Origin of the sequence: Burkholderia sp. Z1 (genome assembly GCF_014893795.1) — a bacterium.
Taxonomy (GTDB): Bacteria; Pseudomonadota; Gammaproteobacteria; order Burkholderiales; family Burkholderiaceae; genus Burkholderia; species Burkholderia theae.
Map to the genome: position 1 here is coordinate 966,665 of NZ_JACFYL010000003.1, position 23,009 is coordinate 989,673.

22 protein-coding genes are annotated in these 23,009 nt (G+C 67.2%); 13 read left to right on the forward strand and 9 right to left on the reverse strand.

Translation table 11 applies throughout. The features are described 5' to 3' along the window. Positions 1-25: 25 nt before the first annotated feature. Together fucP and H3H55_RS36420 are read left to right on the forward strand one after the other, a co-directional pair. Positions 26-1,399, forward strand: coding sequence for an L-fucose:H+ symporter permease (fucP, locus tag H3H55_RS36415; RefSeq protein ID WP_193102957.1), 1,374 nt, complete (start codon positions 26-28; stop codon positions 1,397-1,399). Positions 1,400-1,401: 2 nt separating this feature from the next. Next, positions 1,402-2,454 carry an aldose 1-epimerase family protein gene (locus tag H3H55_RS36420; protein WP_193102958.1) on the forward strand — a complete coding sequence of 351 codons (1,053 nt, stop codon included), beginning with the start codon at positions 1,402-1,404 and terminating at the stop codon, positions 2,452-2,454. Between the two features lie 22 nt (positions 2,455-2,476). Here the strand turns inward: H3H55_RS36420 and deoR are convergent, their stop codons facing one another. Then, positions 2,477-3,247, reverse strand: coding sequence for a DNA-binding transcriptional repressor DeoR (deoR, locus tag H3H55_RS36425; protein WP_048249945.1), 771 nt, complete (start codon positions 3,245-3,247; stop codon positions 2,477-2,479). Between the two features lie 146 nt (positions 3,248-3,393). On the opposite strand from deoR, the gene deoC reads away from it, so the two are divergent. After that, a complete protein-coding gene (gene deoC, locus H3H55_RS36430; RefSeq protein ID WP_193102959.1) occupies positions 3,394-4,074 on the forward strand; it encodes a deoxyribose-phosphate aldolase in 681 nt (226 codons plus the stop codon). Between the two features lie 75 nt (positions 4,075-4,149). Here deoC and H3H55_RS37725 read toward each other — a convergent pair whose 3' ends face one another. Genes H3H55_RS37725 through H3H55_RS36445 form a run of 3 tightly spaced genes read right to left on the reverse strand, consistent with a single transcriptional unit; the run spans position 4,150 to position 7,127 of the window. Then, positions 4,150-6,135 (reverse strand): HAMP domain-containing sensor histidine kinase, encoded by a 1,986-nt coding sequence (locus H3H55_RS37725; RefSeq protein WP_319022360.1) that lies wholly within the window; start codon positions 6,133-6,135, stop codon positions 4,150-4,152. Positions 6,136-6,153: 18 nt separating this feature from the next. After that, entirely contained in the window at positions 6,154-6,807 is a 654-nt protein-coding gene (locus H3H55_RS36440) for a FlhC family transcriptional regulator (protein ID WP_193102960.1), read from the reverse strand. Continuing rightward, positions 6,804-7,127: a flagellar transcriptional regulator FlhD gene (locus H3H55_RS36445; protein WP_048249942.1), complete on the reverse strand. Its 324-nt coding sequence runs from the start codon at positions 7,125-7,127 to the stop codon at positions 6,804-6,806. Before H3H55_RS36445 ends, H3H55_RS36440 begins: the two co-directional genes overlap by 4 nt. A gap of 428 nt (positions 7,128-7,555) precedes the next feature. Here H3H55_RS36445 and H3H55_RS36450 point away from each other — a divergent pair, with 428 nt between their 5' ends. Together H3H55_RS36450 and H3H55_RS36455 are read left to right on the forward strand one after the other, a co-directional pair. Then, positions 7,556-8,197, forward strand: coding sequence for a response regulator (locus H3H55_RS36450; RefSeq protein WP_193102961.1), 642 nt, complete (start codon positions 7,556-7,558; stop codon positions 8,195-8,197). A gap of 62 nt (positions 8,198-8,259) precedes the next feature. Beyond that, complete coding sequence (locus H3H55_RS36455; protein ID WP_193102962.1) at positions 8,260-10,068, forward strand: ATP-binding protein; 1,809 nt, start codon at positions 8,260-8,262, stop codon at positions 10,066-10,068. Between the two features lie 26 nt (positions 10,069-10,094). Here the strand turns inward: H3H55_RS36455 and H3H55_RS36460 are convergent, their stop codons facing one another. After that, positions 10,095-11,003 (reverse strand): LysR family transcriptional regulator, encoded by a 909-nt coding sequence (locus tag H3H55_RS36460; protein ID WP_193102963.1) that lies wholly within the window; start codon positions 11,001-11,003, stop codon positions 10,095-10,097. 141 nt (positions 11,004-11,144) lie between these two features. Between H3H55_RS36460 and H3H55_RS36465 the strand changes: the two genes are divergently transcribed. Together H3H55_RS36465 and H3H55_RS36470 are read left to right on the forward strand one after the other, a co-directional pair. Beyond that, entirely contained in the window at positions 11,145-12,356 is a 1,212-nt protein-coding gene (locus tag H3H55_RS36465; protein WP_193102964.1) for an MFS transporter, read from the forward strand. Positions 12,357-12,369: 13 nt separating this feature from the next. Then, positions 12,370-12,678 carry an ArsR/SmtB family transcription factor gene (locus tag H3H55_RS36470; RefSeq protein WP_193102965.1) on the forward strand — a complete coding sequence of 103 codons (309 nt, stop codon included), beginning with the start codon at positions 12,370-12,372 and terminating at the stop codon, positions 12,676-12,678. Positions 12,679-12,773: 95 nt separating this feature from the next. On the opposite strand, the gene H3H55_RS36475 is transcribed toward H3H55_RS36470, so the two are convergent. Next, positions 12,774-13,751, reverse strand: a complete 978-nt coding sequence (locus H3H55_RS36475) for an ATP-binding protein (RefSeq protein WP_193102966.1) — start codon at positions 13,749-13,751, stop codon at positions 12,774-12,776. Continuing rightward, a complete protein-coding gene (locus H3H55_RS36480; RefSeq protein ID WP_193102967.1) occupies positions 13,748-14,656 on the reverse strand; it encodes a DMT family transporter in 909 nt (302 codons plus the stop codon). The genes H3H55_RS36475 and H3H55_RS36480 overlap by 4 nt, the downstream gene beginning before the upstream one ends. 90 nt (positions 14,657-14,746) lie before the next feature. Between H3H55_RS36480 and H3H55_RS36485 the strand changes: the two genes are divergently transcribed. Beyond that, complete coding sequence (locus H3H55_RS36485; RefSeq protein WP_193102968.1) at positions 14,747-15,547, forward strand: AraC family transcriptional regulator; 801 nt, start codon at positions 14,747-14,749, stop codon at positions 15,545-15,547. Positions 15,548-15,571: 24 nt separating this feature from the next. On the opposite strand, the gene H3H55_RS36490 is transcribed toward H3H55_RS36485, so the two are convergent. Beyond that, the gene (locus H3H55_RS36490; protein ID WP_193102969.1) at positions 15,572-16,057 is read right to left on the reverse strand and encodes a DUF1772 domain-containing protein; all 486 of its coding nucleotides are present in this window, start codon (positions 16,055-16,057) and stop codon (positions 15,572-15,574) included. Positions 16,058-16,059: 2 nt separating this feature from the next. Beyond that, positions 16,060-16,884: an NmrA family transcriptional regulator gene (locus H3H55_RS36495; RefSeq protein ID WP_193102970.1), complete on the reverse strand. Its 825-nt coding sequence runs from the start codon at positions 16,882-16,884 to the stop codon at positions 16,060-16,062. Between the two features lie 94 nt (positions 16,885-16,978). Between H3H55_RS36495 and H3H55_RS36500 the strand changes: the two genes are divergently transcribed. The 5 genes from H3H55_RS36500 (at position 16,979) to H3H55_RS36520 (ending at position 23,007) form a co-directional block, all read left to right on the forward strand. Next, positions 16,979-17,644: a TetR/AcrR family transcriptional regulator gene (locus H3H55_RS36500; RefSeq protein ID WP_193102971.1), complete on the forward strand. Its 666-nt coding sequence runs from the start codon at positions 16,979-16,981 to the stop codon at positions 17,642-17,644. Positions 17,645-18,363: 719 nt separating this feature from the next. Beyond that, positions 18,364-20,019 (forward strand): AMP-binding protein, encoded by a 1,656-nt coding sequence (locus H3H55_RS36505; protein ID WP_193103137.1) that lies wholly within the window; start codon positions 18,364-18,366, stop codon positions 20,017-20,019. Next, positions 20,016-20,903, forward strand: a complete 888-nt coding sequence (locus tag H3H55_RS36510; protein ID WP_193102972.1) for a hypothetical protein — start codon at positions 20,016-20,018, stop codon at positions 20,901-20,903. The genes H3H55_RS36505 and H3H55_RS36510 overlap by 4 nt, the downstream gene beginning before the upstream one ends. Next, the gene (locus H3H55_RS36515) at positions 20,903-22,012 is read left to right on the forward strand and encodes a 3-oxoacyl-ACP synthase III family protein (protein WP_193102973.1); all 1,110 of its coding nucleotides are present in this window, start codon (positions 20,903-20,905) and stop codon (positions 22,010-22,012) included. Before H3H55_RS36510 ends, H3H55_RS36515 begins: the two co-directional genes overlap by 1 nt. Further along, entirely contained in the window at positions 22,009-23,007 is a 999-nt protein-coding gene (locus tag H3H55_RS36520) for a ketoacyl-ACP synthase III (protein WP_193102974.1), read from the forward strand. The genes H3H55_RS36515 and H3H55_RS36520 overlap by 4 nt, the downstream gene beginning before the upstream one ends. Positions 23,008-23,009: the final 2 nt, after the last annotated feature.

Consider the following 23,009-nt stretch of genomic DNA (forward strand, 5'->3'; position numbering starts at 1 on the left):
GAGACAACCCGGGAAGGAGACACCCGTGAGCCGAACCAGAATCGAACACACACCCGACGGCTATTACCTGAACCACACGCCGCTTTTCGCCTTCACGCTGCTGTGCTGCCTGTTCGCGCTGTGGGGCACCGCCGCGAACCTGAATGACGTGCTGATCGCGCAGTTCAAGAAATCGTTCTTCCTGTCCGACTTCGAGTCGGCGTTCGTGCAGTCCGCGTTTTATCTCGGCTACTTCTTCCTCGCGATTCCGGCCGCGACCGTCGTGAAGAAGTTCAGCTACAAGACGACGATCCTGGTCGGCCTGCTGCTCTATACGACGGGCTGCCTGCTGTTCTTCCCGGCCGCGTCGATGGCGAAGTACGGGATGTTCCTCGTCGCGCTGTTCGTGATCGCCGCGGGCCTGTCGTTCCTCGAAACGGCGTCGAACTCGTATTCGACGCTGATGGGCCCGCGCGACACCAGCACGCGGCGGCTGAACATCTCGCAGACGTTCTATCCGTTCGGCGCGATGGCCGGCGTAGTCATGGGCAGCTTCCTGATCTTCAAGGAAGGCGACGCGTCGCATGCACAGCTCGCGGCGATGTCGGCGGCCGACGCGCACGTGCACCAGCTCGCGATGATCCAGGCCACGCTCGAGCCGTACAAGTGGCTGATCGTCGTGCTCGTCGCGGTGTTCATCGTGTTTGCGCTCACGCCGTATCCAGCCTGCAAGGGCAACGGGCCAGGCACGGCCACGCACCGGATCGACGCGCGCGGCACGCTCGCGCGGCTGTTCGGTAACCGGCGCTTCGTCGCGGGCGTCGTCGCGCAATTCCTGTATGTCGGCGCGCAGGTCGGCGTATGGAGCTTCACGATCCGGCTCGCGATGCAGATCGGCGGCCTCACCGAGCGCGGCGCATCGCACTACCTGCTCGCGACCTTCTTCGCGTTCTTCGTCGGCAAGCTGATCGCGACGCTCGTGATGAAGCGCGTCGGGCCGGCCAAGGTGCTGATCGTCTACGGCATCCTGTGCATCGCGCTGCTCGCGTACACGATCAGCGTGCACAACATCACCGCCGTCTATGCGGCCGTGTGCGTGAGCGTGTTCCTCGGCCCGTGCTGGCCGACGATCTACGGCCTCACGATCGACGGCCTCGGCAAGGACACCGAATACGGCGGCTCGATCCTCGTGATGAGCATCGTCGGCGGCGCGGTCGTGCCGCTGATCCAGGGGCTGATCTCCGACCATACGGGCGGCAACATGCAGCTCGCGTTCGTCGTGCCGCTCGCGTGCTTCGTCGTGATCGTCTACTACGGCTTCTACTGCCTGCGTCACCAGGCAGCCGCGATACCCGATGCGACGGCCGACGGCAACACCCGCGCGCGCTATGCCGCGACGCGCAACACGTCGGGAGCGTAAGCATGCGAGGCGAGATCGAACTGCGGCGCGACGACTTCCGCGAAGCACCGCGCACGCTGTACCGCACCGACGGCGTCACGGTCACCGCGTTCGCGTATCCGTCCGGCGTCGAGGCGCTGAAGCTCGAGAACCGTCGCGGCCACCTCGTCGTGCTGCCCTATCTTGGCCAGATGATCTGGGCCGCCGCATTCGACGGCCGCGACCTGACGATGAAACACATGTTCCGGCAGCCGAAGAACACGGCATCGATCATCGATACCTACGGCTGCTTCATGTTCCACAGCGGGCTGTTGCGCAACGGTTGCCCGGGGCCTGGCGACACGCACGCGCTGCACGGCGAGATGCCGTGCGCGCCGATGGACCGCGCGAGCCTGGTCGTCGGCGCGGATGCGCATGGCGCGACGGTCGAAGTGACCGGAGAGTACGAATACGTGCAGGGCTTCGGCAGCCACTACGTCGCGCGTCCGTCCGTGCGGCTCGCCGAGCACGACGCGCGGATGACGATCGCGATGGACGTGTCGAATCTCGGCGGCACGCCGATGGACCTGATGTACATGGCGCACCTGAACTACGCGTACGTGCCGGGCGGCCGGTTCGTGCAGTCGCTCCAGCGCGAAGGGTTGCGATTGCGTGACAGCGTGCCCGCGCACGTGAAGCCGACCGCCGCGTGGCGCGACTACACGGCCACGCTCGCGCGCGAACCGGAACGGCTCGCGACACTCGATACGCCCGCGCTGTACGACCCCGAAATCGTGTTTTTCATGAACGGTGTGGAAACGGACGCACACGGCGTCGCGCATTTTCGGCTCGCGCATCCGGACGGCGGCGTATTCCATACCGCCTACCGCCCCGAACAGTTCCCGCACGCGACGCGCTGGATCCTGCACAACGCGGACCAGCAGGTCGCCGCGTTCGCGCTGCCGTCGACCTGCGAGCCGGAGGGTTATGAAGCCGAACGCCGCAAGGGCCATGTCGCGTCGCTCGCGCCGGGCGCGACGCGCCGCTTCGAAGTCGTCACCGGCTATCTGAGCGCGGCGGAAGCACGCGATGCATAACGCGATGCGCGGCCGCGTTGCGTCAGGTCACGAGCGCGATCCCGTGTTCGCGGATCGTCGTTTCGTAGCGGCGGCTCAGCTGTCCGTCGGAGATCACGTAGTTGAAGTCGGTCAGTTCGGCAAAATAGGCCGCGCGCACTTCGTCGAACTTCGTGTGGTCGACCAGCAGGAAGCGGTTCTGCGCGCGGGCCATCACCTTCTTCTTCGCGTCGACTTCGTGGAAGTTGAAGCACGTGACGCCGCAGCGGTCGCTCACGCCGGCCGCCGAGATGAACGCCTTCGACACGCGCACCGAGTCGAGGATGCCCGTTTCGGCGACCGATTCGAACACCATGTTCTGGCGGTGATACGCGCCGCCGCACAGGATCACGTTGCAATGCGGCTTCTGCTGCAGCTTCGCAAACACGTTCAGTGCGTTGCAGACGGCCGTGAATTCGAGGTCGTCCGGAATGAAATCGACGATGAACGGCGTGGTCGAGCCGCAGTCGACGAAGATCGTGTCGCCGGTGGTCACGAACTGCGCGGCAAGCTTGCCGATGCGGCGTTTTTCCTCGGTCTGCCGGTTGTTCTCGGCGCTGATCAGGTATTCGCCGATGTCGCTGCGCTGCGCGGCGAAATGGCGCGTCACGTAACCGCCGATCAGGCTGAGGCCATGCGGGTTGTCCGCGAGATCACGGCGGATCGTCATCTCGGACACGCCGAACAGCTCGGCCACTTCCCTCAGATGAATCGCGTTCTGCCCTTGCAGCACGTTCATCAACGTCTTGATTCGTTCGCCCTTCTTCGTTTCCATGCCTGTATCCTGCGTACCCGTCGCACCTGCCGCTTGTCGTGCCGGGCGTGCGGAACCGGCCGGAATGTCGTATTTGTAACAAACCGATGTGAAAACATCAACTTTCCGTGTGCCTTTCCGGCATTCGATCCGTGGAGTCCTGAAACATGCCGCTTTCCAACGCCCAGCTCGCTCAAACCATCGATCACACGCTGCTCGCGCCCGACGCGAGCGACGCGCAGATCCGCGAACTCTGCCGCCAGGCGGCCGGGCATCGCTTCTACTCGGTCTGCGTGAATTCGGCGAACGTGCCGCTCGCCGCGCGCGAGCTGACCGGCACCGGCGTACTCGTGTGCGCGGTGGTCGGCTTTCCGCTCGGCGCGGGGCTGTCGGCCGCGAAGGCATTCGAGGCGTCGGCCGCGATCGCGGCGGGCGCCGGCGAGATCGACATGGTGATCAACCTCGGCGCGCTGAAAAGCGGCCGCGCCGACGACGTGAAGGCCGACATCGAAGCCGTGCACCACGCGTGCGGCGCGGTGCCGCTCAAGGTGATCCTCGAGACGGGCCTGCTGAGCGACGACGAGAAGGTACGCGTGTGCGAGATGTGCCGCGATCTCGGCGTCGCGTTCGTTAAGACGTCGACCGGGTTCGGCCACGGCGGCGCGACGCTCGCGGATGTCGCGCTGATGCGCCGCACGGTCGGCCCGGATCTCGGCGTGAAGGCATCCGGCGGCGTGCGCGACCGCGCGGCCGCGCTCGCGATGCTCGAAGCCGGCGCGACCCGGCTCGGCACGAGTTCGGGAGTGGCGATCGTCACCGATCAGGGCAGCAACGACGCGGGGTACTGACAACGCGGTGCCGGAAACCCGGCTGCGCGATCCCACCGACATCCGGCACTTCCCGGCTGGCAGGGAAGCGCCGCGTCACTCGCGCACGGCCTCGGCCTCCATCGAATGCATGGTCTCCGCCGGACCGCACACGCCCGCCGCCGGCAACGTCACCGTCACCGTCGTACCCTGCCACGCGACGCTGTGCACGCGGATCTCGCCGCGATGGCGCTCCACGACCGCCTTGGCGAACGCCATCCCGAGCCCGACGCCCTTCGCGTCGGGCTGCCCTTTCAGGCGAAAGCGCCGGTAGCGCTCGAACAGTCTCGCCTGATCCTCGGCCGCGATCCCGTAACCGTGATCGCGGATCACGCAGCGCACCGACGCGCGATCCTCGGCCAGCTCGACGCTGCACTCGATGCGCGTATGCGATGCGCTGTATTCGACGGCGTTCCCCAGCAACTTGACCAGCGCGCGCGACAGCAGCACCGGATCGCCGTGCACGAGCGCGTCGTCGCAATACGGCACGTCGTCGACGTCGATCTCCTTCTCGCTCGCGCGCGACCAGACTTCGTCCCGCGCCTGATTCATCAGGTCCGAGACATTGACGAGCTCCGGTGCGTACTCGCCCGCCTCGGCCCGCGACACTTGCGCGAAGCCGTCCGCCATCGCCAGCGTATGACGCGTCAGCCTGCCGATCTCGTGAAGGCGTTCACGCAACGTGCAGTCGAGCGGGCACGCCGCCGGCGCGCCCACGAGCACGACGACCGACGTGAGCGGCGCACGCATGTCGTGCGAGAACAGCGTCAGCATGTCGTTGCGCTGCCGCTCGAGCACCTCGCGGCGAGCGTATGCGCCGCGCAGCCGGTCCAGCGCGTCGTTCAACCGCGCGATCTCCGGACCCGTGCCCGGCACCGCGACGATGGGCGATACGTCGCCCTGGCTCAGCGCGACGATGCCCCGGCTCAACGCGTCGAGCGGTTTCGACAGCGTCCGCTGCGTGCCGCGTACGAGCAGGAACAGTATCGCGATGCAGCACGCCGCTTCGGCGGCGGACAAGGCCATTCTGAAACGAGCCGCATCGCGCAGCTCGACCGCGCGTGCCCGCGTGACGTCCATCACGCGATCGCGCAGTTGTTCCGCCGGTCGGAGGTCACGCATGATCCGCTGCGTGAAGTCCTCGGCATTCATCGCATAGTTGCCCGTCCGGCCGGCGCGGATCGTCGCCGAGACAAGCGGCAGGAGGCTGCCCTCCATCGTATCGTTCAGCCGTGCGAAGTCGTTCGCGAGCGTTGCGTCGGCGAGCTGCGGCGGGATCGCGCCAGCAATCAGCGCACGTAGCTGCACGATGCGCCCGCGCATCTGGAGAATGCGCGCGATCCGCTCGTCGTCGAGCGGCGCGTTCCGCATCAGCGATGCGACGAACAGCGAGCCGAGACGCCCGGTGTATTCGCGCAGGTCGCCGAGCAGGTGCGCGAGCATCAGCGCGTTCGCCGTATCGGGGTGACGCATCGCGGTGCCCGCCATCACGTCGTGCGCCAGGGTCGCGAGATCGTCGGCGGCCGCGAACATCCGGTCCTGCGCGGACTGTACTTGCCACACCATGCGCGCGTCCGGCGGCTGCGCGGCGAGCGTGTCGACCTCTTGCCGCGCGCCGGCCAGCTCGGCGCGGATCGCTTCGATCGCATGCAGCGCGATCCCGCGTTCGGGCGCGTCGAGCACGCTCGCCTGCACGAGATGCGTTCGAAGCGCGTCGAGCGCCTGGTCGGAGCGCACCCGTGCGGCGTTCACGGCCGTCACGTCGGCCGCCGCGTCGCGCCGCCGATGCGCGAGCAGCGCATTGGCCGGCCAGCGTTCGGCCGAGATCAGGTTCAACGCGATCATCGCGCGCTCGACCTGTTCGAAGTCGCGCAGGTCGAGGCTCCCCTGCCGGTACTGCCGGTAGCTTTCCCAGACGTTCGTCCCGCACGCCACCGCCGTCAGCGCCACCACAAGCGCGAAGCCGGCACGCATCCGCTGCCGGATCGAAAATCCGCCGGGGTTCACGATGCCGGCCCGGTTCGCAACGAACGTGCGACGCACGCAGCCTTGTCCGCTCCGCTAGCCGGCATCGCGTTCTCCCCGCCACCCGCGCGTCGCGACCGTGCCGCCCTTGCGGCGGGACATGATCGTCGCGCGTGCGTCTTGCCGCGTCGCGCAGGGCGCGACGGGGTCGACACGCGGCGGCGCGTCGACCGCACGCTTGCCGGCGCGTGCCGGCAGCCGGCACGCAACACAGACCGTATGGCGCCGCAACGCGTAGCGATACGTGACAAACGACGCGCCGCAACGCGCGCATGGCGCGAGGTCGAGCACCCCGCCGTCGATGAAGCGCACGAGCATCCAGGCCCGCGTCAGATCGAGCGGCAGCGCAATGTCTGCGCCGCCGTGCTCGGCGTATAGCGTGTAGCTCTTGACGAGTGCCTCGAGCCGGGAGCAGCCCGCGTCGTTTCGCAGGAAACGGTAGATGCCATGGAACAGCGATGCGTGAAGATTCGCGAGCCACGTCATGTACCAGTCCGTCGACGACGGCAGCATCCCTTTCGGCGCCGCGACACCGCGCACCTCCCGGTAAAGACGCGCGAGACGGTCGTACGGCAGCGCGCACTCGATTTCCAGCATCTGGAGCCGCGCGCCGAGCCTGATCAGCGCCACCGCCTGCATCGTGCGTTGCGCATCGTCCACGAGGTCGTGCCGCCTGACAGGATCGTTCATGATGCGGCCTCGTCGGGCAGCGCGAGACCCGCCAGCGCCAGCGCGGTATGGAGACGCACGATGTCGACCGGCGGTGTCGCACGGGTCAGCGCCGATATCACGCCGTGCCGGCTCGGCCGCAACGCGCAGATGAGCTGTCCCGCCGACGCGAGATCGTTCATGTGCTTCACCGACAACGCCGCCAGCGCAACGGCGACGTCGGCGCTCACGCCCAGACGGAACATGCCGATCGCGCGATCCGACTGCAACAGCCGCTGCGCCAGGCACAGATACGACATGTTCAATTCCCACATTGCGTCACTGTCGTTGACAAGCTTCATCGTTCACCTCGATTAATGCGCGGCCAGGGTCAATGAGTCGTCGTCAAAATGCGTGCCGATAAAATTCTTATTACAGATCGTTATGTTCTTCCGGCAGTACGAAATATCGAAACCGGACATTCCAGAACGATTCGCAGCGCGCGCATGCATGGGGCTGCGATTCAATTCGGGCGCGGCCTCAGGCGTCGCAGACCGCGTCGCGGCGCCGCGCGCGGTGCCTCGCGCAGCGCCTCCGAAACAGCCTGCATTGCAAACCGTCACGATTGAGTCTCGGCGATATCCCGTCGAATGTAAACGCGACGTTAGGCGCAAGACAAATGCAGGATAAATAGAGGACAAATGAGACTTTAGTATTAAGACTTTCGTCTTGTACAATCCGGTTCGCTCAGACCGAATCAGCATCGGCCGTCCCACCTTTCATCACCCCAATGAAAATTCTGATCGTCGACGATCACGCGATCCTGCGGGACGGCGTGGAAATGCTGCTCCGTCAGGAGGACAGCAACACGGTCGTCGTTCAGGCGGGCAATGCGGACGACGCGGTGCGGATGCTCGACCAGCACACCGACCTCGACGCCATCGTGCTCGACCTGAAACTGCACGGCATGAACGGGCTCGAAGCGCTCGCCGTGTTCGCGCGGATGCGCCCGGGGCTGCCCGTCATCGTGCTGTCTTCGTCGGAGGATCTGAGCGCGGTGCGCAACGCGTTCGCGCAGGGCGCAATGGGCTACGTCCCGAAGTCCGCCGGCCCGCGCACGCTGCTGTCCGCCATCCGGATCGCGCTCAACGGTGAACGTTACGTACCGCCGCTCCTGCTCGACGAGCAGGCCGCGCCGCCCCCGGACGGCGCGACGAGCCCGCCACCCGCGTTACGCGACTCGACGTTGACGCAACGCCAGATCGAAGTACTCCGCTATCTTGCGGAAGGCGTGCCGAACAAGGTCATCGCGGACAAGCTCGGCTTGTCCGAAAAGACCGTCAAGGCGCATATCACCGCGATCTTCAAGGCACTGAACGTGATCAACCGGACCCAGGCGGCCGCCGCCGGCAGGAAGGCCGGGCTGATCTGATCTGACCGCCTGCGTCGCACCGGCCGAACCGGCCCGTTGGCGCGGAAGGTGCGCCGTGCGAATTGCCAACCCGACGCGAATCGCCTAGATTTTCTTCATTCTCATCGCCAGCGGGATCGCAGATGGCCTCCACGTCTCGCCCCACGGACGGTCACGCATCGCCCGATGCGCCGATCGACCCTGACGGCCCGTTCGATCTCGCCGCGGACGTGATCGAGCGATGGCAACGCCTCGTCGATCTGATGGCGGATATCGTCGGCGTGCCGGCCGGGCTGATCATGCGTCATGTCGGCAAGGACATCCAGGTGGTGGTGGCCAGCCGCAACGAAACCAATCCGTTCTATCAGGGCGAATCGGCCGAGCTGTCCGGCTCGGGGCTCTATTGCGAAGCGGTGATCGAGAGCGACCGCTCGCTGGTCGTACCCGATGCGCGGCAATCGACGCAATGGCACGACAACCCGGACCTGCGCGTCAACATGGTCTCGTATCTCGGCCTGCCGATCCACTGGCCCGACCGCACGACGTTCGGCACGATTTGCGTGCTCGACTGCAAGGAAAATGCGTATTCGGAACGGTACATCCGGCTCGTCGAGGAATTCCGCGACCAGATCGAAATGCAGCTCCAGCTGATCGACGCGCAGCGGATCGCCGAACGCGAGCGCCTGCGCGCCGCGCAGCTCGCCGAAAACTTCCGTCGGCAGAAGGATCTCGCCACCGAGGCCTCGCACGTCAAATCGCGCTTTCTCGCGGCCGCGAGCCACGACCTCCGCCAGCCCGTCCATGCGCTCAGCCTGTTCGTCGGCGCATTGCGGCACGTTCAGATGCCCGCCGACGGTGCGCTGCTCGTCGAACGCATCAACCAGTCCGTCAATGCGATGGACGAACTGTTCACCGCGATCCTGGACATCTCGCGGCTCGACGCGGGCGTCGTGCCCGTGCATCGCCGACCGTTCGCGATCGACACGATGCTGGAGCGCGTGTGCAGCGACGTGGCCGTCGACGCGCACGCGAAGGGGTTGCAACTGACGTACGTGCGCAGCACCGTCGTCATCGACTCCGATCCGGTATTGCTCGAGCGCATCGTGCGCAACCTGCTGTCGAACGCGGTGCGCTATACCGACACCGGACGCATCGTCGTCGGCTGCCGACGCACCCGCACGCACGTGCGCGTGCAAGTCATCGACACCGGGCGCGGCATCCCGGCCGATCAGCAGGACCGCGTGTTCGACGACTACTATCAGTTGACCCATCACAGCCGCGGGCACGAACAGGGCATGGGCCTCGGGCTGGCAATCGTGCGGCGCCTGGCGGAGCTGCTTGATTGTCCGCTGATGCTGCGCTCCGCGCCCGGGCGGGGCTCATGCTTCGAACTGCAGGTGGCGCGAATGCCCGCGACCGCCCGGCCACCCGGCGCCGTTGCGGACGAGATCGCCGTCGACGCGGCCGCGGCCGCCGCCCACCTCGTGGTCGTGATCGACGACGAATCGGCCATCCGCACCGGGATGTCGATCCTGCTCGCGCAATGGGGCTACCGGGTCGTCGCGACCGCGTCGGCAAGCGAGGCGATCGCACGCCTGGCGTCGGACGACGTACGCCCGACCTTGCTGATCTGCGATCTGCACCTGCACGGTGACGAGAACGGAATCGGTGCGATCTCGCGGCTGCGCGACGAGTACAACACGGCCATTCCGGCGATGCTGATCACCGGCGACACGACGGCGCGCCGGCCCGGCCGGTCGAAGCACGGCGGCTTCATGCTGCTGCACAAGCCGGTGCCGAGCGACAAGCTGCGCTCGGCAATGGAGCGTGTCCTGCGCGCGCAGACGGGGAGACAGGCTTTGGGGCACACCGATCGTGATAACAAACCCTAGTCGGTGCACGGTCCCGAATCAGGCCATCAGCCGGTCGTGAGCCCCGCGATGCGCTCACGTAGCCGTGGCGCGACGAAATCGAGAAACGCGCGCAGCTTCAGCGGCATCGGCGCCTGCCCCTTGTGCACCAGGCTGACCGGCAGCGGCTGCGATTCGAACGCGTCGAGCACCACGTCCAGCGTCCGATCGCGCAGTGCCTGAGCAACCTGGTACGACAGCACGCGGATCAGCCCCACGCCGAGCACGGCGGCATCGATGGCCGCTTCGGCCGTATTCACGGCGAAGCGTGAGTGGACGGGCACCGTCAGTTCGCCCTTCTCGCCGTCGAACACCCACGCGCGCCGCGACGCCAGCACCTCGAAGGTAATGCATTGATGCCGCGCCAGATCGCCGGGCGCTTCGGGCGCGCCATGTGCCGCGAGGTAGGCGGGACTCGCGCAAATCACACGGCGCACGCTGCCGACACGGGTCGCCATGAAGGTGCTGTCGGGCAACTCGCCGATCCGCAGCGCGACGTCGATCTGTTCTTCCATCAGGTGGGTCACGCGGTCCGTCAGCACCAGGCGCACGTCGATCTCGGGATAGTGGGCGAGGAACGCGGCCACCACCGGCACGATATGCAGGCGCCCGAACACGATCGGCGCGGTGACGATCAACTCGCCGCGCGGCGCCGCGTATTCGCCGGTGGCGGCGCGCTCGGTTTCCGCGATGTCGTCGAGGATGCGCCGGCAACCGGCGACATAGGACTCGCCGGCCTCGGTCAACGACAGTTGGCGGGTCGTGCGATGCAGCAGCCGCGTATTCAGATAGGTCTCGAGGTCCGAGATCTTGCGGCTCACAGTCGCCAGCGGAATGCCGAGCTGGCGCGCGGCGGCCGACATGCTGCCGGCATCGATCACCGCCACCAGCAGGGACATCGACTCGAGGCGGTTCATGGTGCCTCTCGAATTTTGGAAAGATGATTCCAAATTCTGCTGGATTATCTTTCCCAGTGCAAGGCGGTAGGCTGCTTCCAGATCATCCCGCCGACAGCATCCGCTGCCGGCAAAAACGGATCGCCACGAAAGGAACCCGCCATGAACGAATTGCCCCTTGCATCCGGCATGCCGCCCGTCGCGGCTGCCGCGTCGCCCGCCACCGCCTCGCGCGGCAAGATCGTCGCGATGGCCGCCATCGCCGGCGCGGTGGTGACCAACATCTACTGCACGCAACCGATCCTGCCGCTGATCGCGCAGGACCTGCAGGCCGCCCCGGCGACGGTCGACCTGGTGGCCGGCGCGGCGCTGCTCGGCTTCGCGACCGGGCTGGCGCTGCTGCTGCCGCTCGGCGACCGCTACGATCGGCGCAAGCTGGTACTGGGCCAGATCGCACTGGCCTTCGCGTTCGCGGTGGCGTCCTCGTTCGCGCCGGGTGTGTGGGCGCTGGTCGGTGCCGCGTTCGGGCTCGGGGTGGTCAGTTGCGTGCCCCAGCAACTGGTGCCGTTCGCGGCCGTGATGTCGGCGCCCACCGAACGCGGACGCAATGTCGGCACGGTGGTCACCGGCATCATGGTCGGGATCCTGCTCGGCCGCGCGGTCAGTGGCCTGATCGCCGCGCACTACGGCTGGCGCGCGGTGTATGGCGTCGAGGCCGCCGCGATGGTGCCGGTGGGCATCGCCGCCGCGTGGCTGCTGCCGCGTGGCGTGCCGAGCACGACGCTGTCCTATGGCCGGCTGCTCGCGTCACTGTGGACGCTGGCGCGCGCGCATCGCCCGATTCGCGAATCGATGATCGTGCAGGCGCTGCTGTGGGCCGCCTTCAATGCGTTCTGGGTCAATCTCGCGGCGCTGCTCGCCGACGGGCCCTGGCACCTCGGCAGCGCGTGGGCCGGCGGCTTCGGCCTGATCGGCGCGGCGGGCGCGCTGGCCGCCACGATCGGCGGCCGGGCGTCGGACCGGATCGGCACGCGGCGCGTGATCGGCCTGGGCATCGCGATCGTGACGGTCTCCTACCTGATCCTGGCCGGCGCCGGCCGCTCGCTCGCGCTGCTCGTGATCGGCGTGGTGGTGCTCGACATCGGCGTGCAGGCCGGGCTGGTCGCGAACCAGACGCGCGCGTTTGCCGCCGATCCGAAGGCGCAGGGCCGCATCAACAGCCTCTACATGACCGCGACCTTCGTCGGCGGCGCGCTCGGCGCAACCGTCAGCGGCGCGCTGATGGCCCGCTTCGGCTGGCATGGCGTGGTCGCGTTCGGCATCGCGGCCGGGCTCGCCGCCGCGCTCGTGCATCGCTGCATGGGGCGGCGCTGATCCGGCGTGCGCGATGACCGACCTCAACCTCGTCCACAAGGCGCTCGCGCATCCGTTTCGACGGGACGTTCTGCACTGGCTGAAATCGCCGGACTCACCGGACACGTTCCCGCGCGCGGCGCGTCTCCACTCGTGCCACGGCGTACCGCTCGCGTCGATCGTGGCGCGCAGCGCGTTATCGCAATCGACTGTCTCGGCCCACATCGCGCTGCTGCGCGACGCGGGCCTGATCGTCGCGACACCGGTCGGGCAGTGGATCTTCGTCGCCCGCGACGATACGGCCATCGCCGCGTTCGTCGCCCGGGTCGCCAGCGATCTCTGACCTGCCCCGGCCCGGGGCAGCATCAGGTCGATGTGTTGCGTCGTGCCTGACGTCGCGTTCCGTGCGTTGTCCGAGCGGCGCCGGTAGCGCGGCGCTCAGCCCGTCCGCCGCACGGGTTCGCGTTCGTCCGCGTCGTCTTCTTCGACAAACCGCCCCGCGTAATCGCGCGCGAACTGCACGGCGATGCGGCCCGAACGCGCGCCGCGCTCGAGCGCCCACTGCAGCGCGGGCTCGCGCGCCGCACGGATCTGCTCGGCGTCGAAGCCTGCCGCACCGAGGCGGCTGTCGACGACGGCCAGGTATTCGTCCTGCGTGAAGCCGTAGAACGTGACCCAGATCCCGAAGCGCTCCGACAGCGAGATCCGTTCCTCGACCGCATCGCCGGGATGCAGCTCGCCATTCTCCGCGCGGGACACGTTCGCGTTGTCGCTCGCGTGCTCGGGCATCAGGTGGCGGCGATTGGACGTCGCGTACACCAGCACATTCGACAGGTCGCTCGCGACCGATCCGTCGAGCACGGTCTTCAGCCCCTTGTAGCCGGTCTCGCCCGCCTCGAACGACAGGTCGTCGCAAAACACGATGTAGCGCTCGGGCCGCGCGCGCACCAGCTCGACGATCGCCGGCAGGTCGTTCAGCCCTTCCTTGCTGACCTCGATCAGCCGCAACCCGTGTGCCGCGAACGCGTGCAGGCACGCCTTCACGATCGACGACTTGCCGGTGCCGCGCGCGCCGGTCAGCAGCACGTGATTGGCCGCGAACCCGCGCACGAACTGCCGCGTGTTCCGTTCGACGATCGCCGCCTGACGGCCGACGTTGCGCAGCGCGTCGAACGCGACGAGCGCGGGCGACGGGATCGGCTCGAGCGGCGCCGCGTGATGACCGCCGCCAAAGCCGCGCCAGCGAAACGCGACGGCCGCCTCGAAATCGACCGCCGCCGGTCGCCCGGTGTGCGCCATCGCTTCGAGCGCCACCGCGATCCGTTCGAGCTGACGCGCGAGCGACGACACGGCAACGGGTGCGCGCCTGTCCGGCAGCGCGGCAATCAGGTCCTGCACGTCGCGATCGCCGCTCATTGCCGTGCTCCCTGCGACGCGCCCGCCTGAAACGGGAACCGCTGCGCGAGCGCCACGCCGAGCAGTGCGACGCCCCCGCCGATCAGGTGATAAAGCCGCAGCGATTCGCCGAGCAGCACGATCGCGCCGCCGGCCGTCATCACGGGCAGCAGGTTCATGAACATCGCGCAGCGGCTCGGGCCGAGCAGCCGCACGCCCTGCATCCACAGATAGGGCAGCACCACCGACGCCAGCACGCCGGCGTACAGGATCAGCGGCACGCTCGCGCGTGTCGGCCACGCGGCTTGCTCGGGCAGCCGCAGCAACATCGGCACCATGAACACGAGCGCGGCGAGCGCCTGCACGTAGGTCGACTGCCACGCCGGCAGCGCACCGATGCGCCAGCGCTTGAGCAGCACGCCGTAGAGCGCATACGCGGCCGACGCGGCCAGCATCAGCAGGTCGCCCGCATGCACGCCGCGCGCGGCGATCGCGGTCGGGTGCCCTTCGGCGATCAGGTACACGACGCCCGCGAGCGACAGCATGCCGCCGGCCACCATGCCCGCGCCCGGCGGATCGCCGAGCAGCAGCGAGCTGAGCGCCATCGTCATCAGCGGCACCAGCGCGGTGATGATCGCCATGTTGGTCGCACTCGTCGTTTTCGCGGCTTCGTAGGACAGACTCTGGAACAGCGCCATCGCGAGGAAGCCGAGCACCGCGAGCTTCGGCAGGTGCGCGACGAGCGCCGCGCGGTTGCGCCACGCGGGGCGCAACGTGAACACGCTCATCAGCGCGACGGCGAGCAGCAGCCGGTAGAACGTGATCGCCGACGGGTCGATCGTCGATGCCGACAGCTTCGACACAACGACGTTGCCGGCCCACAGCGCGATCGCGCAGAAGGGAAACAGAAAAGGAGACTTGTTCATCGCGTTTGACGGATTAATATCGTGACAGGGGTCTGGCGTGCATCGGAACGCCATCGTGCCCGCCCGCCCAACTGCCTGTCTCACGCCAAAATGTCAGGACTTATCGCCAATCGGACAATCGAGTCCACCCCACCCTTCGCGCACCTGCGCTACGAATCGACGCCGATGCCCGTGTCGGCGATGGCAGCGACGTACGCGCACGGCACGTCCATCGAGCCGCACCGCCATCGGCGCGCGCAACTGCTCTATGCGATCGAGGGCGTGATGCACGTGCAATCCGAAGGCGCGTCGTGGGTCGTGCCGCCGACGCGCGGCGTCTGGCTCGAAGCGGGCCTCGACCATACGGTGCAGATGAGCGGCGACGTGCAGATGCGCACCGTGTTCGTCGAGCCCGGCGCGGTCGAGCACCTGCCCGCACGGAGTTGCGTCGTGGAAGTGCATCCGCTGCTGCGCGAGCTGATCCTCGCCGCGGTGGACGTGCCGCTCGACTACGCGCCGGGCTCGCGCCACGATCACCTGATGCACCTGCTGCTCGCCGAGGTGACGGTCGCGCCGCTGCTGCCGCTGTACCTGCCCTGGCCGCACGACGCGCGCCTGCGGACGATCTGCGACACGCTCGTCGCCACACCCGACGACCTGCGCACGATCGCCGAGTGGGGCGACGTGCTCGGCCTGTCGGTCCGCACGCTGCATCGCGCGTTCCGCCGCGAGACGGGGCTCAGCTTCCGCCGCTGGCGCGAGCAGGCGCGGCTGCTGCTCGCGCTCAAGCGTCTGGCGCACGGCGAGAAAGTGCTGACCGTCGCGATGGATCACGGTTACAGTAGCCAGAGCGCGTTCTCCGCGATGTTCAAGCGGCATTTCGGCGTGTCGCCGTCGGCGTTTTATGCGTAGCGCGTGCTCGGCGCGACGGCCGCGCTATCGCGCCGCGATCCCCGCGATGAAAAACACGCACGCGGCCGCCGACGCCACCGTGCGCACGTGATTCCACATCGTCCAGTCGTGCACGTAGCGCGTCCACAGCGCCGCGCCGTGCGTCGTGAGCGGATCGGCCGCGGCCAGCGCATCGTTGAGCGGCACGTTGACAGCCATCGTCACCGCAAACATGCCGAACACGTAGAGCACGCCGCCCGCGACCGCCGCCATCGCGCCCGGCTGGTCGCGATCGAACAGCGCGATCACGACCAGCGCGAGCGCCATCAGCGTCGTGCCGAGGAACAGCGGCATGAACGGCGAGCGCACGATGTCGACGTTGATCGCATTCATCGCGGCCACGCCGGCATGCGGCGCGATCCGTGCGAGCGACGTCATCACGAACGTCGAGAACGCGAAGTACACGCCGGCCATCAGCCCGCAACCGATGGCCGAACCCCAGAGCAATGCCGAAGTCACGAGCGCGATCATGGTCATGCGCTCCACACGCCGGTCGCGGCCGTCGCACGCGCATAGTCGGAGAAATCGCGCGCGGGCCGCCCGAGCGTCTCCTCGATGCCGTGCATCACCGCGCTGTTGCGCCCGTCGAGCACCACGCCGAACAGTTCGTCGAGCAGCGCGATGACCGGCTCCGGCACGCCAACCTCGCGCAGCCCCGCGACGAACGCGTCCGGCGGAATCTCGCGATACGCGATCGGCCGGCCGGCAGCCCGCGCGATTTCGCCGACCGCTTCGGCAAACGTCAGCGCGCGCGGGCCCGTCACCTCGATCACGCGGTTCGCGAACCGCGCATCGGTGAGCGCGGCCACGGCCACGTCCGCGATGTCGCCCGCATCGACGAACGGCTCGCGCACCGCACCGGCCGGCAGCGCAACCTCGCCGGCCAGCACGCCGTCGATCAGGTAGCCCTCGGAGAAGTTCTGATTGAACCAGCTTGCGCGCACCACGCCCCAGCCCACACCCGACGCCTGCAGCGCGGCCTCGGCCGCCTGCGCACGTGGCTCGCCGCGCCCCGACAGCAGCACCACGCGCTCGACGCCGCTGTCACGGGCGAGCCGCGCGAATGCGGCGATCGCGTCCACCGCGCCGTCGACGGCCAGGTCGGGCTGGTAGGTCACGTACGCGGCCGACACGCCGTCGAGCGCGGCAGGCCAGGTCGCGGGCGCCGTCCAGTCGAAGCGGACGGCCGACGTGCGCGACACGGGCCGGGTAGCGATGCCGCGTGCGCGCAGCCGCGCATCGACACGGGCGCCCGTCTTGCCCGAACCGCCGACGATGAGGATGGGAAGTGCCGACATGTGTGCCTCCTTGGGTCAAAATACGAGAATGTCTCGCGTTTCAAAAACACGATAGACTCTCGCATTAGCAACGTCAAGTTTTTCTGGAGGCGGCATGGGCCGACAAAAATCGGGGCAGAACGACGAGCCTGAAGCGGCGGTAGCGGACGCGCCGGCGCGCGCGCGGCTCGTACCGACGCAGCAGCGCAGCCGCGAGCGGTTCGAACGCATCCTCGCGTGCGCGTCGGAAGTCATGATCGAGAAAGGCTGCGACGCGTTCCGGATGAGCGACATCGTCGAGCGCACGGGCATCTCGTTCGGTTCGCTGTATCAGTACTTTCCAGACAAGGCAGCCGTGATCGGCACGCTCGCGGAGCGCTACAACGCAGTCGGGCACGACTGCGTGCGGCGCGATCTGGCGAAGATGAAGCGGATCGAGGATCTGCACGGCACGCTGTGCCGCATCACCGACAGCTACTACCAGATGTTCGTCGACGAGCCGCTGATGCGGGACATCTGGCGGGCCACGCAAGCCGACCGCGCGCTGCAGGAACTCGACCGGGCGGACGGCGTGTTTCTGGCCGGGCTATTGACCGGTGCGTTGCGGGATCTCGCGCCGGCGGTACCCGACGCGCAGTTGGCCGCATTCTCGGAATTGACGATGGTGTTGATCGCTGCAGCGGTGCGGCATGCGATCGAGTTGCCGCCGAAGGCCGCCCGCAGGATTCTCGCGATGTTCAAACGGACATTGCCGGAAGATTTATCGGTTCTCGACAGCTAGGATGTGCTCGAATCCTCGAACCGCAACATTCCGATTTCGCACTTGAAACAAAATATTCGTTAATACAATTACGCAAATCCATATGGGCGCAACCCGAGACTCCGGCGCCCGTCCCCCTGATTCCCCATCCAAACCGACTCGATAACCCGCTGCTCCCGGGAGCGCGGGTCTTTCGTCTTTCGCGCGAAGCAATCCGCTTCGTGACGCAACGCTCGTTTCGCCCCGGTGAACGTCGCGACGCTTTATTCAGCGCTCCGGCAGCCAGATTCCACCGGAGTCAACAAATCGCGAGATGGTTAACCGAAATCGATTAACTCAATCAAATGCCGATGCCTAATGGAATCGATTTCAATCAATAATTCCAGCCATCCATCAATCTTGCCATTTACTTTTCAATTTTACTTCCGCTAAGCTTACGGCACGTTTTTAAACCCACCAAATCGATCGACGATTTTCCAACCCCAAGAAATCCGCATTAAATCGATCGATTATTGTTTATTTTGAAAATCAAATGAGACGGAATAAATCCATAAAAACCGGCAAGCCATCATGTGATTGACCGGGCTCTCCGTGCGTCGCGCGGCGACAGGTGCCTGCCGCCCCGACCACGCTTCTTTGGCATCGCGATTCAGGTTGCGCGGGACGGGCCCGATCATAGGGCCCGGCGGCGCCGCACCGTTATCGCGGACTTCAAACTCACACTCTTGCGAGCGCTGACGATGGACGACTTTTGCCGCGCGAACCTGCCCCCTGCCGAAGATTGGCCGGCGTTTGTCTTCGAGTTGCCGGGGCTGCAGTTTCCGCCGTTTCTCAATTGCGCCGCCGCGCTGCTGGATATCGCAGTCGAGGAACGGGGCTGGGGCGATCGCGTTGCGATCAGGACCGAGTCGGGCATCACGTGGTCGTATCGCGAGTTGCGCGATGCCGCCAACCGGATCGCCAACATGCTGGTCCGCGATGCGGGCCTGGTGGCCGGCAATAGAGTGCTGTTGCACGGCGCCAATCACCCGATGCTGGCCGCCGCGTGGTTCGGCGTGGTCAAGGCCGGCGGCGTGGCCGTCGCGACGATGCCGAAGCTGCGCGCGGGAGAACTGTCGACCATCATCGGGCGAGCCCGGGTCACGCACGTCATCTGCGAAGCCGGGCTGTCGACCGAGCTCGACACGGCGATGGCGCGCATTCAGTGGCGCGGCGACGTTCGGTACTACGAAACGGATGACACGCATCCGCACGCGCACTGGCTCGGCGGTTATTCAGCAGTATTCGCGGCGGCCGACACGCGCGCGGACGATCCCTGCCTCATCGCGTTCACGTCGGGGACGACCGGGGAACCGAAGGCCACCGTCCATTTTCATCGCGACGTGATGGCGGCCTGCCACTGCTTTCCGCAGCACGTGCTCCGGCCCACGGCCGATGACGTCTTCTGCGGGTCGCCACCGCTCGCGTTCACGTTCGGCCTCGGCGCGCTGCTGCTGTTTCCGATCAGTGTCGGCGCAAGCGTCGTGCTGTTGCCGAAAGCGAGCCCGGAACGGTTGCTGGCCGCCATCGACCGGCATCGGGTCAGCATCCTGTTTACGGCGCCGGCTGCCTATCGGGCCATGCTCGACCATCTCGACACGCATGACCTGTCGTCCCTGCGCAAATGCGTGTCGGCGGGCGAGGCACTCCCGTCCTGGACGCGCGACGCATGGCGGGAGCGCACCGGCCTGCACCTGATCGACGGCATCGGGTCGACCGAGATGCTGCATATCTTCGCGTCGACCGGCAACACCGGCGAGAAGGACGGCGCAATCGGCAAGGCGGTGCCCGGTTACCGCCTTGCGGTCCTGGACGAGCACGGCCAATGCCTGCCGCCCTACGAAATCGGCTATCTGGCCGTGCAGGGGCCGACCGGGTGCCGCTACCTGAATGACGCGCGGCAACGCGACTACGTGAAGCACGGCTGGAACCTGACAGGCGACAGCGCCTACCTGGACGAGGACGGTTATCTGTTCTATCAGGCGCGCGCGGACGACATGATCATCAGCTCCGGCTACACGGTGTCTCCCGGCGAAGTGGAGCAGGCGCTGCTGCGCCATCCCGATATCGCCGAATGCGGCGTCGTCGGACAGATCGACGAATGGGGCGGCACGCTCATCTGCGCGCATGTGGTGCTGCGACCGGGCGTCGGCGGCTCGGACGCGTTGACGACGCAGCTGCAGCAGCACGTCAAGAACGTGATTGCGCCGTACAAATGTCCGCATCGCGTGACCTATCACGCCAGCGGTTTGCCACGCAACGAATCGGGCAAATTGCGGCGCGCCGTGCTCCGGCAGGCGGGTCATGGCGTGACGCATCCCCTGAATCAAGCAGTCCTCAACGAGCACGCCCTATGAAAATTCTCGGCGCCGCGGTGGCCATTCCGGACCCCGCGATCACCGCGCAATCCTGCGCCAACGATTACGCGATCAAGGCAGCCAGGCAGGCGCTGCAGCAAGCCGGTTGCCTGCCGTCGGAACTGGATCTGATCGTCAGCCTGTCGATTTCCCCCAGCCGGATGGCGGACGCGCCGACGATCGCCGGGCCGCGGCTGGCGCACTCGGTGCAGCGCGACCTGCGTGCGCGACATGCGGCCGTGTTCGACCTGCTCGACGCGGACTGGACGCTCGCACTCGATCTCGCGCAAAGCCATTGCAAACAGCTCGGCTATCGACGCGCGCTCGTCGTTCGCGCGGAGGCGCTCGCGGACGTCGAACAGGTAGCCACGAGCGGCTTCGCCGACGGCGCGGGGGCGATCGTCCTGACGCCTGCCGGCCAGGACCGCATTGATGCCAGCCGCTACGCGGACCTCGATTCGCCCCCGTTCGCGACGCTCGACGCGCTGCCCGCCCGGCGCGTGAACGGCATCCTGTCGCTGGCCCGCTTCGAGAGCCGGTTCGATCACGCAACCGGTCGCTTCGACGCCGAACCAGCCAATGCGGCCAGCGCGGTGCGCGCGATGGTCGACGCGGTGCAGAGCCGCATCGACCATCGCGCCGCCACGCTGTTTTGCGAATCGTGGTTGAGCGGATGGCCATCGATCGCCACCGGCGTGGGTCGCGATTTCCACGTCGATGTCGTCGCCGGTTCGACGGATATCCCGAACCCGTTCCAGCTGCCCGCGTGGCTCGCGTCCCGCGTCGCACATTCGATGTCGTTGCGTGAGGATGAACGGTCGGTGGTCGCCATGACGCTGGATCCGTTCAGGCCGCGCATCGCCTGCAGCACGATGGAGGTCTGATGGTGCACAACGTCCGAATCGCAAGTCTCGCGTGCCGCCTGCCGGCACGCCAGGTCCCCAACGACGATCCCGTGTTCGCGGACGTCGAGCCCATTCCGTCGGAATGGTGGCAATTCTGGGGCATCGAATCGCGCTACATGATCGATCCCGATGCCGGCGAATCCGAGCTTGCGCTGGCCGAGCGCACGGCCCGCGACGCACTCGCCCGTGCCGGCGTGGAGGCCGCCGAACTCGATCTGGTGCTGTTCAACATGACGTCGCCGTTCGTGTCGCTCGCCGACGGCCGGCGCCGTTTCGCGCCGCGGCTGTCGCGCGCGCTGCGCGACCGGCTCGGCGCCACGCGCGCGCTCGATGCCGATGTCGAGATGGAATGCGCGAGCTTCGTGCTGCAACTGCAGCTCGCCACCAACCTCATCAAGCAGGGACGCGTGAAGCGCGCGCTGGTGTGCTCGTCGGAGCGCATGTCGGCGGTGGTCGACTACTCCAGCAAATCGTCGACGAACTTCGGCGATGGCGCGGCCGCGGCCGTGCTCGTCGCCGAGCCGGCCGATCCCGGCGGTGCCGACTGGCTGGATGCCGCGTATCGCAGCGATGCAACGCACTACGACCTCGTGACGATGCAGTGGCGCAACGCCCGGGCCGCGGCAGACGACGACGCGGCAACCGACGCCGACAACCCGTTCGGCGTGTATTTCACGCTCAAGCCCGAAGCGCAGGAGGCGATCTCGCGCTTCATGCCGGTGGCCATTCCCGATATCGTCGAGCGGCTGTTGCAGCGGAGCGGAACGAACATCGCCGACGTCGATGCGATGGTGTTCCATCAGCCGTCGGCGCTGCTCGTGCGCGCATGGGCCCAGCGGCTCGGGCTCAAGCCCGACCAATACGTGATTCGCGTGGCCGATTGTGCGTGCCTCGTGTCGGCCGCCGTGCCGTTTGCATTGTTCGAGTCGATCCGCGAAGGCGTGATCCGGCCGGGATCGTTGGTCGTGATTGCCGGCGCAGGCGCCGGCTGGGGCTTCGGCGCGCAATTGTGGCGCTGGGGCGAAACCGTCGTGACCGATGCGGGCGAAACCGTCGCCGCCGTCACCGAGCAGGAGGTTCAGGCATGACCACCAGACTCGTTATCGCCGGGATGGGACACGCGCTGCCGGACCGGATCGTCAGCAACGACGAAGTTGCCGGCATGATCGACACCAGCGACGCGTTCATTCGCGAACGAACCGGCGTCGTCGCGCGACGCTATCTCGCCCCCGATCAGCATCTGGCGGATCTCGCGTGCCCGGCCGCGGAACGGGCGATGGCCGACGCCGGCGTCACCGCGCACGACGTCGATCTGCTGATCGTCAATACGCTGTCGCCGGATCATCACGATCCGTCGCAGGCGTGCTACATCCAGCCCCGGCTCGGATTGCGGGAGATCCCGTGCTTCGATATCCGCGCGCAATGCAGCGGCGGGCTCTACGGGGTCGAGATCGCGCGCCATTTCCTCGCGAGCGGCCTGTATCGCAACGTGCTGCTGATCTGCGCCGAAGCGCTGTCGCGGCGGATCGACACCAGCAATGCCGGCCGCAATCTGTCGATCCTGCTGAGCGACGGCGCCGCCGCGCTGCTGCTGCAAGCGACGGACCACCCGGCACACGGGCTGATCGACCTGACGCTCGGCGCCGACGGCACCCAGTTCGACCTGCTCAGCACCGAAGCGCCCGGCGCGCGACGCCCGCGCTTCATCGACGAAGACGACCTCGCGGCCGGCCGGCATTACTTCCGGATGAAAGGCGGGCCCATGTTCGAAGACGCCACGCGGCGCATCGTCGACGCGTGCCGGCAGATGCTCGACAAGCACCGGCTGACGATCGGCGATATCGGCCTGGTCGTGCCGCACCAGCCGAACCTGCGCATCCTCGACGCGGTCATCGAGCGGCTTGGGCTGCCCCGCGAGCGCTGCATGATCTCCGTCGATCAGCTGGGCAACATGGCAAGCGCGGCGTTTCCGGTCGCGCTCGCCCTCGCACGCGAGCAAGGCCGCATGCCGGTCGGGCAGCTCAACCTCTTCGTGACCTACGGCGCGGGCGCGACCTGGGCCTGTGCGCTCTATCGGAGCTGAAC

Excerpts from the sequence above, each read along its gene's own strand:
- H3H55_RS36420 (WP_193102958.1), top strand. The coding sequence starts at position 1,402 with ATGCGAGGCGAGATCGAACTGCGGCGCGACGACTTCCGCGAAGCACCG.
- deoR (WP_048249945.1), bottom strand. The coding sequence starts at position 3,247 with ATGGAAACGAAGAAGGGCGAACGAATCAAGACGTTGATGAACGTGCTG.
- deoC (WP_193102959.1), top strand. The coding sequence starts at position 3,394 with ATGCCGCTTTCCAACGCCCAGCTCGCTCAAACCATCGATCACACGCTG.
- H3H55_RS36440 (WP_193102960.1), bottom strand. The coding sequence starts at position 6,807 with ATGAACGATCCTGTCAGGCGGCACGACCTCGTGGACGATGCGCAACGC.
- H3H55_RS36445 (WP_048249942.1), bottom strand. The coding sequence starts at position 7,127 with ATGAAGCTTGTCAACGACAGTGACGCAATGTGGGAATTGAACATGTCG.
- H3H55_RS36450 (WP_193102961.1), top strand. The coding sequence starts at position 7,556 with ATGAAAATTCTGATCGTCGACGATCACGCGATCCTGCGGGACGGCGTG.
- H3H55_RS36460 (WP_193102963.1), bottom strand. The coding sequence starts at position 11,003 with ATGAACCGCCTCGAGTCGATGTCCCTGCTGGTGGCGGTGATCGATGCC.
- H3H55_RS36465 (WP_193102964.1), top strand. The coding sequence starts at position 11,145 with ATGAACGAATTGCCCCTTGCATCCGGCATGCCGCCCGTCGCGGCTGCC.
- H3H55_RS36470 (WP_193102965.1), top strand. The coding sequence starts at position 12,370 with ATGACCGACCTCAACCTCGTCCACAAGGCGCTCGCGCATCCGTTTCGA.
- H3H55_RS36475 (WP_193102966.1), bottom strand. The coding sequence starts at position 13,751 with ATGAGCGGCGATCGCGACGTGCAGGACCTGATTGCCGCGCTGCCGGAC.
- H3H55_RS36480 (WP_193102967.1), bottom strand. The coding sequence starts at position 14,656 with ATGAACAAGTCTCCTTTTCTGTTTCCCTTCTGCGCGATCGCGCTGTGG.
- H3H55_RS36485 (WP_193102968.1), top strand. The coding sequence starts at position 14,747 with ATGTCAGGACTTATCGCCAATCGGACAATCGAGTCCACCCCACCCTTC.
- H3H55_RS36490 (WP_193102969.1), bottom strand. The coding sequence starts at position 16,057 with ATGATCGCGCTCGTGACTTCGGCATTGCTCTGGGGTTCGGCCATCGGT.
- H3H55_RS36495 (WP_193102970.1), bottom strand. The coding sequence starts at position 16,884 with ATGTCGGCACTTCCCATCCTCATCGTCGGCGGTTCGGGCAAGACGGGC.
- H3H55_RS36500 (WP_193102971.1), top strand. The coding sequence starts at position 16,979 with ATGGGCCGACAAAAATCGGGGCAGAACGACGAGCCTGAAGCGGCGGTA.
- H3H55_RS36505 (WP_193103137.1), top strand. The coding sequence starts at position 18,364 with ATGGACGACTTTTGCCGCGCGAACCTGCCCCCTGCCGAAGATTGGCCG.
- H3H55_RS36510 (WP_193102972.1), top strand. The coding sequence starts at position 20,016 with ATGAAAATTCTCGGCGCCGCGGTGGCCATTCCGGACCCCGCGATCACC.
- H3H55_RS36515 (WP_193102973.1), top strand. The coding sequence starts at position 20,903 with ATGGTGCACAACGTCCGAATCGCAAGTCTCGCGTGCCGCCTGCCGGCA.
- H3H55_RS36520 (WP_193102974.1), top strand. The coding sequence starts at position 22,009 with ATGACCACCAGACTCGTTATCGCCGGGATGGGACACGCGCTGCCGGAC.